Origin of the sequence: Marinobacter sp. F3R08, assembly GCF_018860425.1 — a bacterium.
Taxonomy (GTDB): domain Bacteria; phylum Pseudomonadota; class Gammaproteobacteria; order Pseudomonadales; family Oleiphilaceae; genus Marinobacter.
Map to the genome: position 1 here is coordinate 162338 of NZ_JAHKPI010000020.1, position 13259 is coordinate 175596.

At 56.2% G+C, this 13259-nt stretch carries 12 protein-coding genes and 1 tRNA gene; 9 read left to right on the forward strand and 4 right to left on the reverse strand.

Features of this window, described 5'->3' with window-relative positions; translation table 11 throughout:
- Positions 1-36: 36 nt before the first annotated feature.
- From KO499_RS13110 to KO499_RS13120, 3 genes are all read left to right on the forward strand, one after another.
- Complete coding sequence (locus KO499_RS13110; RefSeq protein ID WP_215984203.1) at positions 37-768, forward strand: metal ABC transporter ATP-binding protein; 732 nt, start codon at positions 37-39, stop codon at positions 766-768.
- Positions 768-1598 (forward strand): iron chelate uptake ABC transporter family permease subunit, encoded by an 831-nt coding sequence (locus tag KO499_RS13115; RefSeq protein ID WP_215984204.1) that lies wholly within the window; start codon positions 768-770, stop codon positions 1596-1598. Before KO499_RS13110 ends, KO499_RS13115 begins: the two co-directional genes overlap by 1 nt.
- 129 nt (positions 1599-1727) lie before the next feature.
- The gene (locus KO499_RS13120; protein WP_215984205.1) at positions 1728-2264 is read left to right on the forward strand and encodes a YaeQ family protein; all 537 of its coding nucleotides are present in this window, start codon (positions 1728-1730) and stop codon (positions 2262-2264) included.
- Positions 2265-2281: 17 nt separating this feature from the next.
- Here KO499_RS13120 and KO499_RS13125 read toward each other — a convergent pair whose 3' ends face one another.
- The gene (locus KO499_RS13125) at positions 2282-3292 is read right to left on the reverse strand and encodes an HD domain-containing phosphohydrolase (RefSeq protein ID WP_215984206.1); all 1011 of its coding nucleotides are present in this window, start codon (positions 3290-3292) and stop codon (positions 2282-2284) included.
- A complete protein-coding gene (locus KO499_RS13130) occupies positions 3285-6221 on the reverse strand; it encodes an MHYT domain-containing protein (RefSeq protein ID WP_323133347.1) in 2937 nt (978 codons plus the stop codon). The genes KO499_RS13125 and KO499_RS13130 overlap by 8 nt, the downstream gene beginning before the upstream one ends.
- Before the next feature lie 193 nt (positions 6222-6414).
- Between KO499_RS13130 and KO499_RS13135 the strand changes: the two genes are divergently transcribed.
- Positions 6415-6491 (forward strand) — tRNA-Arg (locus KO499_RS13135).
- Positions 6492-6556: 65 nt separating this feature from the next.
- Here KO499_RS13135 and KO499_RS13140 read toward each other — a convergent pair.
- Both KO499_RS13140 and KO499_RS13145 read right to left on the reverse strand, forming a co-directional pair.
- On the reverse strand, positions 6557-7219 hold the full coding sequence (locus tag KO499_RS13140) for a hypothetical protein (protein ID WP_215984207.1): 663 nt from the start codon (positions 7217-7219) through the stop codon (positions 6557-6559).
- 95 nt (positions 7220-7314) lie between these two features.
- Positions 7315-8715 (reverse strand): PLP-dependent aminotransferase family protein, encoded by a 1401-nt coding sequence (locus tag KO499_RS13145; RefSeq protein ID WP_228339948.1) that lies wholly within the window; start codon positions 8713-8715, stop codon positions 7315-7317.
- A gap of 377 nt (positions 8716-9092) precedes the next feature.
- Here KO499_RS13145 and KO499_RS13150 point away from each other — a divergent pair, with 377 nt between their 5' ends.
- The 5 genes from KO499_RS13150 to KO499_RS13170 are packed head-to-tail and all read left to right on the forward strand — an operon-like array spanning position 9093 to position 13252.
- Complete coding sequence (locus KO499_RS13150; protein ID WP_215984209.1) at positions 9093-9575, forward strand: MSMEG_0572/Sll0783 family nitrogen starvation response protein; 483 nt, start codon at positions 9093-9095, stop codon at positions 9573-9575.
- 14 nt (positions 9576-9589) lie between these two features.
- A complete protein-coding gene (locus tag KO499_RS13155) occupies positions 9590-10603 on the forward strand; it encodes a Nit6803 family nitrilase (RefSeq protein ID WP_215984210.1) in 1014 nt (337 codons plus the stop codon).
- Positions 10560-11657 (forward strand): MSMEG_0568 family radical SAM protein, encoded by a 1098-nt coding sequence (locus KO499_RS13160; RefSeq protein ID WP_215984211.1) that lies wholly within the window; start codon positions 10560-10562, stop codon positions 11655-11657. The genes KO499_RS13155 and KO499_RS13160 overlap by 44 nt, the downstream gene beginning before the upstream one ends.
- Positions 11658-11675: 18 nt before the next feature.
- On the forward strand, positions 11676-12296 hold the full coding sequence (locus tag KO499_RS13165) for an MSMEG_0567/Sll0786 family nitrogen starvation N-acetyltransferase (protein ID WP_215984212.1): 621 nt from the start codon (positions 11676-11678) through the stop codon (positions 12294-12296).
- Positions 12296-13252 carry a sll0787 family AIR synthase-like protein gene (locus tag KO499_RS13170; protein WP_215984213.1) on the forward strand — a complete coding sequence of 319 codons (957 nt, stop codon included), beginning with the start codon at positions 12296-12298 and terminating at the stop codon, positions 13250-13252. Before KO499_RS13165 ends, KO499_RS13170 begins: the two co-directional genes overlap by 1 nt.
- The last annotated feature ends 7 nt before the right edge of the window (positions 13253-13259 follow it).

Consider the following 13259-nt stretch of genomic DNA (forward strand, 5'->3'; position numbering starts at 1 on the left):
TCTGATCTACCGGACGCCTTACGCAGAGGAAACCTGATGCTGCTTCAAACCCGTGCACTCTCCATCCGGATAGGCAATAAACCCATACTCGAAAACATAAATGTCCGGGTTGATCCGGGCGAGATCGTGACCATTATTGGCCCCAATGGGTCTGGGAAATCGACATTCCTGCGCTCGCTCATCGGTGCCCTTGCGCCGTCGCACGGACAGATAACCCGATCGCCGGGATTATCGATCGGATACGTCCCCCAGCGCCTGCATATCGATGAAACACTGCCTATAACAGTGAAACGCTTCCTGCAGCTACCAAAGACCTCACCACTGGCCGATATTCGCGAACAAATGGCGAACGCTGGTGCGCCCGACCTGCTGAACCAACAGCTCATGTCATTATCTGGCGGCCAGTTACAGAGAGTGTTGCTGGCAAGAGCTCTGTTGGAGAAACCTAACCTGCTGCTCCTCGACGAACCCACGCAAGGTCTGGACCACCGGGGTGCTGCCGCCTTTTACCGACAGATCGATGGTATAAGGCAGCAACTCAATTGCGCCGTCATCATGGTCAGTCATGACCTTCAGTATGTTATGCGACGAGCAGAGCGGGTCATCTGTCTCAACGGCACTATCTGTTGCGAGGGCAAGCCGGAAACCGTGGGCTCCTCCAGCGAATTCCAGGCGCTGTTCGGCTTCGACGGGGACGACGATACACTGGCGTTCTACAGCCACAGAAGCCACCACCACGAGTCGGGGCCAGTCCGGGAGGCGGTGTGATGTTGGATGATTTCATGATCAGGGCGGCACTGGCTGGCGTCGGCGTTGCGTTCGCGGCCGCCCCTCTGGGATGTTTCATTGTCTGGCGGCGCATGGCCTACTTCGGGGATGCTACCGCTCACGCTGCGATGCTGGGTGTCGCTCTGTCGCTGACACTTTCAACGCCAATGTTCGCAGGCGTGCTTCTTGTTTCTTTACTGATGGCCGTTATCGTTTCAACCCTCAGTGGGCGGGGCTACGCCATGGATACTCTTCTTGGGGTCATGGCCCACTCTGCATTGGCTGTAGGGCTGGTGTCCGTTTCATTTCTGTCGGGAGTTCGCATTGACCTCATGGCCTACCTTTTCGGCGACATTCTGGCCGTGGGAAAAACCGACCTCGCAATCATCTGGGGCGGCGCATTACTGGTTCTGATCATTGTGGGCTATCGCTGGTCAGCGCTGTTGTTGTCGACCCTGAACCCGGACCTCGCGCTTGCCAGTGGCATCTCTCCTCGGCGGGAAGAGCTGGTACTGACGATCGCTCTCGCCATCGTCGTCGCAGTCGCCATCAAGGTGGTAGGCGTTCTGTTGATCGTCGCCATGCTGATTATTCCTGCTGCAACCGCGCGACGGTTCAGTCGAACCCCAGAGACTATGGCACTGATGGCCGCCGTTATCGGCGCGTGCGCCAGTGTTGCCGGCCTACGGTTTTCCTATCACTTTGACTCGCCAACCGGCCCAACGATCGTGTGTGTTGTAGCCTTTCTGTTTATCGCCTTTAATGTCGTCCACACGATAGCCCGGCGCATGGGTGCGAAACTCAAGACTCGCAGACAGGTTCACGAATAACCAGAAGCCATTGCGATGATGCACAGACCCCGAATTATCAAAAACCTCGCAACATCAACATGCGCCTAAACTTACCCGGGGGACGAATTGCATTATACTGACGCCCCCCCACACCAATGCAGGAAGCCCATGGCGCTCAAAGCAACTATCCTGAAGGCGATGTTGAACATCGCCGATATGGATCGGCATCATTATGCAGATCATCACCTGACCATCGCCCAGCATCCGTCTGAAACCGATCTGCGCGTGATGATCCGGTTGCTCGCCTTTGCCCTGAACGCCAGCGATACCCTGGAATTCACAAAAGGACTGAGCACGGATGACGAACCTGAATTGTGGCAGAAAACTCTGACAGGCGAGATTGAGCTCTGGATCGAGCTCGGACTGCCCGAGGAAGACCGGTTGCGCAAAGCCTGCAACCGCGCCAGTCAGGTTCTGCTGTACACCTATGGTGGACGCGCTGTGGATCTTTGGCGCGAGAAACACCGGGCATCGCTGGCCCGCTTCGACAATCTCACCATCGTGGACTTGCCAGAAGCTGGCACCAAGGCCCTGGCTGATCTGGCGGCCCGCAACATGAGCTTCCAGGTAACCATTCAGGAGGGGGATGTAACGTTCAGCAACGAGAACGCACTGATCACGTTACGGCCAACGCAACCCGACTGACCGGGGTTCAGACCATGCTATGACAGGGCCGCCTCTTCCTGATCAGCCGTTTCCCTCCACTGATCGCGGGCCTCAAGTATGTCCGGCAGGCACTCGAAGAAAACCGCCACCAGCGCCGGATCGAAGTGTTTCCCGCTCTGCTCACGTATAAGGTCGGTGGCCGCCTCCACTGACCAGGCTTTTTTGTATGGACGCTCACTGGTCAGGGCATCAAAGACATCCGCCAGGGCAACAATTCTTGCCTCAATGGGAATCGCCTCTCCCTTCAAGCCCCTGGGATACCCGGTACCATCCCATTTTTCATGATGGTAAAGCGCTATATCGTGAGCCATACCCAACAGGCGCGAGCCGTCCTCCCCAATAATCCGGGCGCCAATTTCGGCGTGGCTGGCCATCACTTTCCATTCGTCTTCATTCAGTCGACCCGGCTTCAACAGGACCGCATCCGGAATACCAATCTTTCCGATATCATGCATGGGTGCCGCATTGAGCAGGTCTTCTGCATAGGCTTCGCCCAGTCCGGCTTTTCGGGCGATAATCTGGGAGAACAGACTCATGCGGATCACGTGCAGGCCGGTTTCATTATCTTTGAATTCGGCTGCTCGTCCGAGCCGCTGGACAATGGAAAGCCTGCTCTGGCGCAGTTCTTCGACGCGAACCAGGGAAAGATGGTTACGGACTCGTGCCTGCACAACAGGCTTGCTGACTGGCTTGGTCAGATAGTCCACCGCACCCAGCTCAAAACCGAGCGCTTCATCATCCACCTCAGACATGGCCGTTACGAAAATCACCGGAATCGGAGCGGTGCTTGCGTTCGCCTTGAGCTGGCGGCAGACATCGTGCCCGGACAATCCGGGCATCATAACGTCCAGAAGAATCAGGTCTGGCAGTTCACTCGTAGCTAGATGCAAGGCTCGATCACCGTTTCGTGCAAACAACAGACGGTAGTCATCACCGAGCAGGTTCTTGAGAACCTGTAAATTAGTGGGCTCATCATCGACAACTAGCAACGTGGGATGGTCATTCATCGTTGTTTACCGTTCCGGATTGGGACTGCATAAAAGATTCAAGGATTCCGGCGGCCCTCTCCGGTTCAAAATTTTCCATGGCATCTTCAAGCCCGGCGCGAACCCCGCCGGGGAGCTGGGAAAGCACCGACTCAACCGCATCCTCGGGCAACTCTCCCTGGTGTAATTGATGAATCAGTGATTCAATTTGAGACTTATTCAGAGGATCCAGTTCAGCCTTGGCATCCTCCGACTCGCCCCCCCCGGAATCGGGCATGGTGGCCACAACCGACTTGATGAGCGACAGGTGCGCCTCATATTGCCCGGCAATGTCGCCCTCTGGCGCTCCCGGCGCCGCCTCAACCTCGGATATCCAGTCAAACAATACTGGCAGACAGAGATTGCCAGCCAGCCCTTTTAGCCGGTGCACGGCCTGAGCCCAGGAGTCTTCACCCAGCTGCGACCGTCGAGCGACAGCCTGCACCTGGTTCTCCGGATCGGCCAAAAAACGCTGCAAAGCCTGGCGATACAGGCCAGGCGATCCCCAAAGGTCGCTCCCCTGGCGCAGATTCACAACTTCACCGGCACTGGACTCCCGGTCATGGGCCGCCCCTGACAGTGCACCCGCCGGCCCAGCCAGTACACGCGATATCTCAGTGTATAGCTCCGCCCGGTTAAGTGGCTTGCCAACGAAACCATCCATGCCAGCCTCCAGTGCCAGCTGGCGATCCTGCTCCAGAACCCCTGCCGTCAAAGCGATGACCGGTAACCGGCAACTGCCATTCGCTTGCTCCCACGCCCGGATACGCCGACAGGCTTGATGACCATCCATGACCGGCATCTGGACATCCAGCAGCGCGAGATCGAATACGCCGGTTTGAGCCTGACTTACAGCGTCCACACCGTTGTCTACCAACACCAGATAATGCGTTCCGGAGTCGAACAGCGCTTCGAGCAAAGTCCGGTTTTGCGGCACATCATCGGCCGCCAGTATCCGCAAAGGCGGCAACTCCGGCACCGAGGCTACCAGCGGTGGCACTTCGACCTCCGCCGGCCCCTCCCTCAATGGCAGGTGGACTGCGAAACAGGAACCCACACCAACCGTACTGGACACGTGAATGTCACCGCCCATCAACTCAACCAACTGGCGTGCGATGGTCGTACCGAGACCCGTGCCGCCGAAGCGGCGTGTCATACTTGAGTCCGCCTGCGAGAAGGGCTCAAAGATTCTGGCCAATCGATCCGGCGGAATTCCAATGCCGGTGTCCGAAACCGTCAGTTTCACCCCATCCCCGGCAGAGCCACGACAGACCCGCAATGTGACCTGCCCTTTTTCGGTAAACTTCACGGCATTGCTTAACAGATTCAGGACCACCTGCTGAACCCTGAGCCCATCACCCCAAAAGAAATGGCCCAGCCCGGAGGAGTAATCCAGGTACAGCTGGACACCCTTCCTGTCTGCCGCTAATTTCTGGGTGGCGACCAACTGCTCACAGATTTTCAGCAGTGAGAAATTACGCTGCTCCAGTTCAATGGCACCACTCTCGAACTTGGCGGTATCGAGGATATCGTTCAGCAGTGACAGCAGAGAGCGCGCTGAATTGCGGACGATGTTCAGATTTTTGGCCTGCTCAGTACTTAGCCGGGTCTCGGACAACAGATCGGTGAAACCAATAATGGCATTCATCGGGGTGCGAATTTCGTGACTCATATTCGCCAAAAATGCGCTACGGGCCTCCGCCGCCTGCTCTGCCTGCTCCTTGGCCCGCCGAAGGTCGGTTTCCATGTGGTAGCGCTCTGTGATGTCCGTCAGGAAACCGACAAACGTGCTCACTCCGCCCAGCCTGGACTCTCCAATGGCAAGACGGATCGGAACTTCATGACCGTCCTTGTGGAGTGCAAAGACTTCCCGGCCAGAACCGATAATACGGGCCTGACCCGTGCGCAGGTATTGTTTGAGATAGCTGTCATGCACTTCCTGATGGGGAGAAGGCATAAGAATGCTGACATTCCTGCCCACAACCTCCGCTTCCGAATACCCCAGTATCCGTTCTGCTGAATGGTTGAATGACTGGATAATGCCTCTGTCAGAAATCCGGACAACGCCATCCACCGCGGTATCAAACACCGCTCGCAACTGACTGGCGGTTTCCTCACTGCGCCTCAAAAGCGCACGATAACGCGCCACAGAATTCACACCAGCAATACAGATACTAACCAGCACTGTCACCACGCCGATGGCCACGGCCAGCAAATAGTGATTGCTATCGCCTATCACATAATCGGGATCGGCCTCGCCCACAAAGCGGGCGGCCTCCATAGCGGTGTAGTGCATACCCGCAATGGCCAGCCCCATTACCACACCAGCCATCAGGCGAATTGTCATTCCCCGGAGTGCCAATCGCTTGCGAAGGCCAAAACTGATCCAGAGCGCCAAGGTTGCCAGCCCCGCAGCGACCACAATAGACATAGCGAACAGCCAGGGATCGTAACGAAGTGCCGGCCCCAGAGTCATCGCGGCCATGCCGACATAGTGCATGGTACCAACGCCCAGCCCCACGGCGAGTCCGCCAGCCAGCAACAGGGGGCCGTTAATGTAATGGCGTGACAGCATATTCAGAGTCACCCAGGCAGCCAGCAGAGCGGGAACGGCAGAGAAGAGCGTCAAACCGGGCGAATAACTGACGGGCGTACAGAGTTCAAAAGCCAACATGCCGATAAAGTGCATGGACCAGATACCAAACCCCAGCGAGCCCGCTCCGGTAACCAGATGCAGGCGCTGCATCGTCAGGGAGTTACTGCGCATGGCCGCCTCTGCGAGAGTCAGGGCCATGTAGGAAGCACCAATGGCAATCAGGAGGGACAGTGCAATTGCCCAGGCATCATAATGCCCGATCAGCAACATGGAAGGGTCCAGTTCGCCAACCAGAAAAAATTCGGAAAATGCCACGGCAGAAGCTTCCTGTTGCGTTTGATCGGCCGGAGAGATTACGCGACACCCCGGAAAGCGGCAATCCGCAATAACCTCAGGTTGTGCGAAAAGGAGCTTGAAAGTGACCAGCGGCCGTCAGGGGCTGGACACCGGCCGTCTGCACACGTAAGATTGCGCACTCGAAATTGACGCATCACGCGTTCAACTTCATCCGCCCGTAGCTCAGCTGGATAGAGCGCTGCCCTCCGGAGGCAGAGGTCAGAGGTTCGAATCCTCTCGGGCGGGCCATTTTTCATGCCCCCCTTCTCTTTTAACACTCCGTGCAGGTCCCAAGCGATCCAGGGTTTATGTAGTTACAGACGCCACAGAGCGTTTACAGGATCGAGCTCGCGAAATGTCTGACAAATCACATCCTGAGCCAGCCTTTGCTCCCACTGCCTGCGACGTTCTGGCGGGGCATCAGCCTCAGACAGAGAATCAAGCACAGCCATTGCATAATCCCGTAACGGGCTACTCTGACACTCAATGGCAAGATCGGCCGACATTGTCTTGCCAGTCTCTGAATATTGAAAGCACTGCCTGATCGTCCTTTTGGCACTTTCCATTTCAACGGGCAATATTTCTGTTTCGTGATCTGCCTGTTCAGGCACCAGCAAAACGGTTATTCCCCGCTCTGTAATCGCTTCAACGACCTTCTGTGGATCGTTCTGAACCTCCACGTTTTTGTGGTACGGCCATATGTCAAACATGCAGTAGTCGGCGCATGGAGTTTCCTGCTGGAAAGTAAAGAAGTCCGGATACGCGTAAAATTCTGCACCCTTTTCCCGGTAGCGGTCATAAAACGCAGTAACGCAGGCCATAATAAGGTTCATCGCACCGAGGCCTTCCGTTCGATGCGGAGTCACAATGCCGACGCGATCAGTCTCCTTGAATGACGCAAAAAAATCGGCATGCCGGATTGGCTCACCACGCCAATTGATCTGAAAATCACTGCCTCTCAAGCGGCTACTGTGCATGTGCTTTGAAGCTCCATCCGGTTTTTACACTCTTTTCGATTGTGACCATTGGCACCAGCCGCACATCGAAACGGCCCTGATCTGTAGCAACCAGATCAGGTCGTCAATGAGGAGAGATAGGCCGGCTGGTTGATCATATCCGCAACATATTGAAGCCCTTCTTCCCATTGATCACGGCTAATCGGCCCCCCGAAGCAGAGCCTTAGCGCGTCTGGCGGATTGTTGTCAGTACTGAAGGCCGCGCTTGCAACAGCGCTCACACCCTCTTGTCGCAGCTGCACCGCCAGTTCAGACGGGTTCCAGTTGGAGGCCTTGGGAAGGCTGAGCCAAAGATGGAAAGCACCCTCGGCCGACTGAATTCTCTGGGTTCCCAGGTACTGTTCAGCAAGCCTCAGGCGACCAATAGCCTCCTGACGGACGGCTTTACGCATGGCCTCTGCGGTGCCATCGAGAATCCAATGACTGACCAGGGAGTCCACCAACGGGCTCGACATAACGTACAACGCACGCATGACTCCTGACAGCCGCTGGGCATCGCGCCTTGTTGGCGCATGGACGAATGCCGAACGCAAGCCCGGGCCAAAGCACTTAGCCGTCCCCATGATGTAATAGGTCAGTTCCGGTGCCAGGTCCGCAACGGAAACGACTGACTCCTCATTAAGCAACGTGTAGGCATCGTCCTCTATGATGGGAATGCTGTAGCGCAGCGCAACGTCAGCCAGAGCCTCTCTGCGGCCCTTCGGAATGACCGTCGTTGTCGGATTGTGAATGGTCGGGTTCAGATAGAGAGCGGCGACCCCGCCCTGTTTGCAAACTTCTTCAAATGGGCGCACGAGCGGACCATCCGAGTCACGCGCCAGGGAATAGAGAGTCAATCCCAGTTGCGCAGCAATAGCCTTGAGCCCCGGATACGTCAGGCTTTCAACGCACACCTGTTGACCGGGCCGAGCCAGATGACTCAGCAAACCCACCAGCACACTGTGTATACCGGGGCAGACAAGCACCTGTTCGGGCACCGCGTGGCTGAGACTCTGATCCAGCCATTTCAACGCAGCTTCACGTGCCTGGACGGATCCGCCGAACGATTGATAACGAAGCATGGAGTAAAGATCCTGCCTCGCTAAAACTGACATGGCGCTATCCCGAACCTGCTCCACAAGGGTGGGAATTGCGGGCTCGATCATTAAGTTCATGGTCATCTCATAACCACCCCGGCTGGGCGACACCGACGCGACCTTTCCTTTAACAAACGTGCCAGAACCAGGATGAGAATCTATCAGGCCTCGGGTTTTCGCCTCATTATAGGCGCGGGCCGCAGTGGTGTAGTTGATTCCCAGGGCATTGGCCAGATCCCGAAGAGGAGGTAACCGGTCCCGCGCCTGGAAACGCCCGCTTTCAATATCTTCATTGATCATATCTGCGATCAATCTATAAGCCGGCAACCCACTGTCTGATTCCAGCCGACTCCGCCATCGCTGAAGTTCATGTACATCCATATTTGATATCAGCCCCTTAGCCGCCAACCCGTGTCAATGGACGAAGCTTACGCTAGTTTCAGGCATAAAATAACCAATCAATATTCATAATTGATTGCATTATGGCGCACCAAAAGCAGGCGCCCGCCCCATTACGGGACAACCACTACACGGGCTGGCAGAGAGCGCCGGACAAACACCTCATCGCTCACCGGACACTCCTCAAAATATTCTTCGCATGCGCACTTAGTCTCCGATCTTTGATTGGATATTGATTGCATATTGATTGCTACACCATCTAATCAAATGGCATATCGATTGCAGATCAAGGCTTGCGACACAGGATAAATCAATCTGCATTGATCCTATCGAATTACCAACTACAACGGAGTAAGACCATGCCTAAAGTAACCCAACCACCGCATAAAGCCGGCGACTACTTTGTCGACTACGAAGAAAAGGTCTTCGAAGATGTTCAAGCCAAAAAAGGCGAGAAAGCGCTTGTTACATTCCACACGGTGGCCTTTGAAGGCTCTATTGGCCTGGTCAATATGTTGCAAGCAACCCGCCTGCTTCGCAAAGGCTACGAGACCTCTATTCTGCTTTACGGCCCAGGCGTAACACTCGGCGTACAGCGGGGCTTCCCAACAATCGGCGACGAAGCGTTTCCGGGCCATCAGAACTACACCAATCAATTGCAGAAATTCATGGCCGAGGGCGGCAAGGTCTATGCCTGCCGCTTTGCTCTGCAAGCACTTTACGGCCATGGCGAGCCGTCATTGATCGAAGGCATTCGTCCAATCAATCCTCTGGATGTGCTGGATCTGAAACTCCTCCATGTGCGTGACAATGCGCTGATTATTGACACCTGGACCATGTAAGAGGAGCAGCGGCCATGACCGATTCCAGAGTGGTTCGTGCCGCTGCCGTTCAAATCGCTCCGGATCTCCGGAGCGGTGACGGCACGCTGGCCAAGGTACTCAATGCGATAGATGAGGCCGCCGCAAAGGGCGTCGAGTTGATCGTCTTTCCGGAGACTTTCATTCCCTACTACCCTTATTTTTCGTTCGTTTATCCTGCCGTAGCCTGCGGTGCAGAGCACCTGCGCCTTTATCAGGAGTCGGTGGTTGTACCAGGCCCGGTTACCGATGCGATCGCAGAACGGTCCCGCAAGCATTGCATGGTCGTTGTGCTTGGCGTCAATGAACGGGACCATGGAACGCTTTACAACACTCAGATCATTTTCGATGGCGACGGCCGCATCGCACTGAAACGCCGAAAGATTACTCCGACCTACCACGAACGAATGATCTGGGGACAGGGCGATGCCTCTGGTCTGAAAGTTGCCAACACGACAGTAGGTCGCGTGGGTGCACTGGCGTGCTGGGAGCACTACAACCCGTTGGCCCGCTATGCCCTGATGACCCAGCACGAACAGATTCACTGCAGTCAGTTTCCCGGCTCTCTGGTCGGCCCCGTATTCGCTGACCAGATCGAAGTCACCATACGCCACCATGCGCTTGAGTCTGGCTGTTTTGTCGTCAATGCCACCGGCTGGCTACATGATGACCAGATTGAGTCCATCACCACCGACGAAAAACTTCAGCAAGCTCTGCGTGATGGCTGTAACACCGCAATCATTTCACCCGAAGGCAAGCACCTGGCGCCACCCGTAACGACCGGCGAAGGCCTGGTCATCGCCGATCTTGATTTCAACCTGATTACCAAACGCAAGCGGATGATGGACTCTGTCGGTCACTACGCTCGCCCGGAACTACTGAGCCTGGCCATAAACGACAGTCCGGCCCGTTACAGCCACCCTCTCGCTACCAAAGCAGACCCTGAACACTCAAAAGGAGTCGATGATGTCCACGAGCACGCCAGTCCGTCGCCAGCAATTGATTACTGAGCTACAGAACCGCGGGCTTCGTCTCAACGGCCCGGAACAGGAGCATGTCAGTCGTCGCGGAGGTGCCGGCCCTTCCGATCATCAGGCGGTCACCATTGATGGCGTTACCCTTATGGTGCCGATCCATACCCAGTCCGCCTGGCGCTCACCGTTCAGCGTTGAGACCGGAGACACAGGCAGCACACTGCTCGAAAACAAAATCCCCATAGCCGATATCACCTTTGCGGATAAACCTCGCTTCTACGATCTGTCGACGGCCGATGGTATTCCCTATTCGCACATTGCGACCCTTCACAGCAGGGACGTTCTGGCAACAACCGTGCTGCAGACCTGCATCCGCTACGAAAGCCGACGCAAAGCGTGCAAGTTCTGCTCGATCGGGCAGTCGCTTCGTGCCGGTCGGACCATTGCTCACAAGACACCCGAGCAGCTGGCGGAAGTCGCCAAAGCAGCGGTAGAACTTGACGGCATACAGCACATGGTGATGACCACGGGAACGCCTGCAACATCCGACCGCGGCGCGGCAGTTCTCGTAGAAAGTGCCGAAGCAATCCGGGCGGCGGTTGATATCCCCATCCAGGCACAATGTGAACCGCCCAAAGACCCCATCTGGTACGCACGACTGAAGGAAGCTGGCGTGGATAGCCTTGGCATGCACCTTGAGGTCGTTACCCCGGCTATCAGAAATGAGCTGATGCCGGGCAAGGCAGAAGTCACCATTGACGACTACATGATCGCCTTCCGCGAGGCGGTTGCGGTCTTTGGGCGAGGACAGGTCAGCACCTACATCCTGGCTGGCCTTGGCGACACCAGCGACGCCATATTGGAGACCTGCGACCAGCTCATTGATATCGGGGTTTACCCCTTTGTGGTGCCCTTTGTGCCCATCACCGGAACCCCTCTGGAAGATCTCAACCCTCCCGGCAGCGAATTTATGGAAGCCATTCTGGCGCCGCTGGGTAAGCGTCTGAGGCGGGCCGGAATACGTTCCAGTGATATTAAGGCAGGTTGCGGCCGCTGCGGCGCCTGCTCGACCCTTTCTGAGTACGAGTAACACTACGGAGCACTCACTATGGATACCTCAAGCCGTCTTTCAGCGTACTCCGAATACACCATCAAATGGGCGACACAGGATTGGGAAGTAGAGCAGGCTTATGCACTGCGCAGACGAGTATTTTGCGATGAACAAACCCTGTTCGAACACGACGATCGCGATGTCACGGATCAATCGGCACAGTTGCTTGTGGCTCTGGGAGGATACGGCGGCTGGCATGAACAGGTCGTTGGTACTGTTCGTATTCACGCAACCGGCCCAGACACCTGGCACGGCTCAAGGCTTGCGGTCGATCCGGGCTTTCGCAACTGCGGGCATCTGGGTTCAACGCTGATCAAGCTGGCGGTATCAAGTGCGCATGCCCTGGGTTGCCGTCGTTTCTTTGCACGAGTCCAGTCTCAGAACGAAGCACTATTCCGTCATCTCCACTGGGACCGACTTGGCGAGGAAACCGTGTGCGGCCGGGCACACGTTGTCATGGAAGCCAATCTCGATTACTACCCGCCCTGCCACGATCCTGTCAGCGGATTTGTGGTGCGCGGTTACACCCCGGACTACATCGACGACATCGCTCCCGGGTTGCTGGAACTTGTCACCACTCAAGCGCCTGCCGTCGCCACGGAGCGGAGCACCTGGTGATGGAACTCTCACACATTCTGGAAAAGGTAAGCGAGTACACCGGGATCAGCCATAAAGAGGATATTGCTGCAATAGCCCCGACATTGCCTTCGCTGCCGCAAAACTGGCACCCCAACGGAGATGACACAGCGGCCATTCCAGACGCAACAGGATTCACCCTGATGGCCATTGAGGGCTTCATCAACGAGTTCGTCAAGCAAGATCCCTGGTTTGCCGGTTGGTGCGGTGTAATGGTCAACATCAGCGATATCGCCGCTATGGGTGGGCGGCCGCGAGCCGTGGTCAATGCCCTTTGGGACAAGAGTCAGGAAAATGCACAACGTATTTCAGAGGGAATGGCCGCCGCCGCTGAGAGCTTTGGCGTCCCGATTGTTGGGGGCCACACCAACTTGCGAGCTGCTCAGCCTCAGCTGGCCGTCGCCATTCTGGGCCACGCAAACAGATTACTGAGCGCATTCGCTGCTCGACCCGGTCACATCCTGGTCGCAGCAATCGACCAGCGCGGCCACTTTCGCGAACCCTACCTCAACTGGAACGCTGCCACTGACGCGTCATCAGAACAGTTGCGCGGAGACATTGCCCTTTTACCAGAGATTGCTGAGCGCAACCTTGCCTTCGCAGCCAAGGACATCAGCCAGGCAGGACTCCTCGGGACCGCACTTATGCTCCTGGAAAGCTCAGGTGTCGGAGCAGAGATCAATCTTGAGGCAATCCCGAAACCAGACGCCATCCCGTGGACAGACTGGCTTTGCGCATTTCCAAGCTTCGGGTACCTGCTGACCACAGACAGCGACAAGCTGCCAGAGTTACTTGAGCTTTTCAGGCAGCGGGAAATCAGCGCAGCAGCAATTGGAACAATCATGTCGGACCAGCAGCTTTGGGTGTCGCACGCCAATCAGCGCCAGCTCTTCCGAGACTTAAGCCACACCCCTTTAACAGGCTTTAAACCGCAGTAAATCCCAA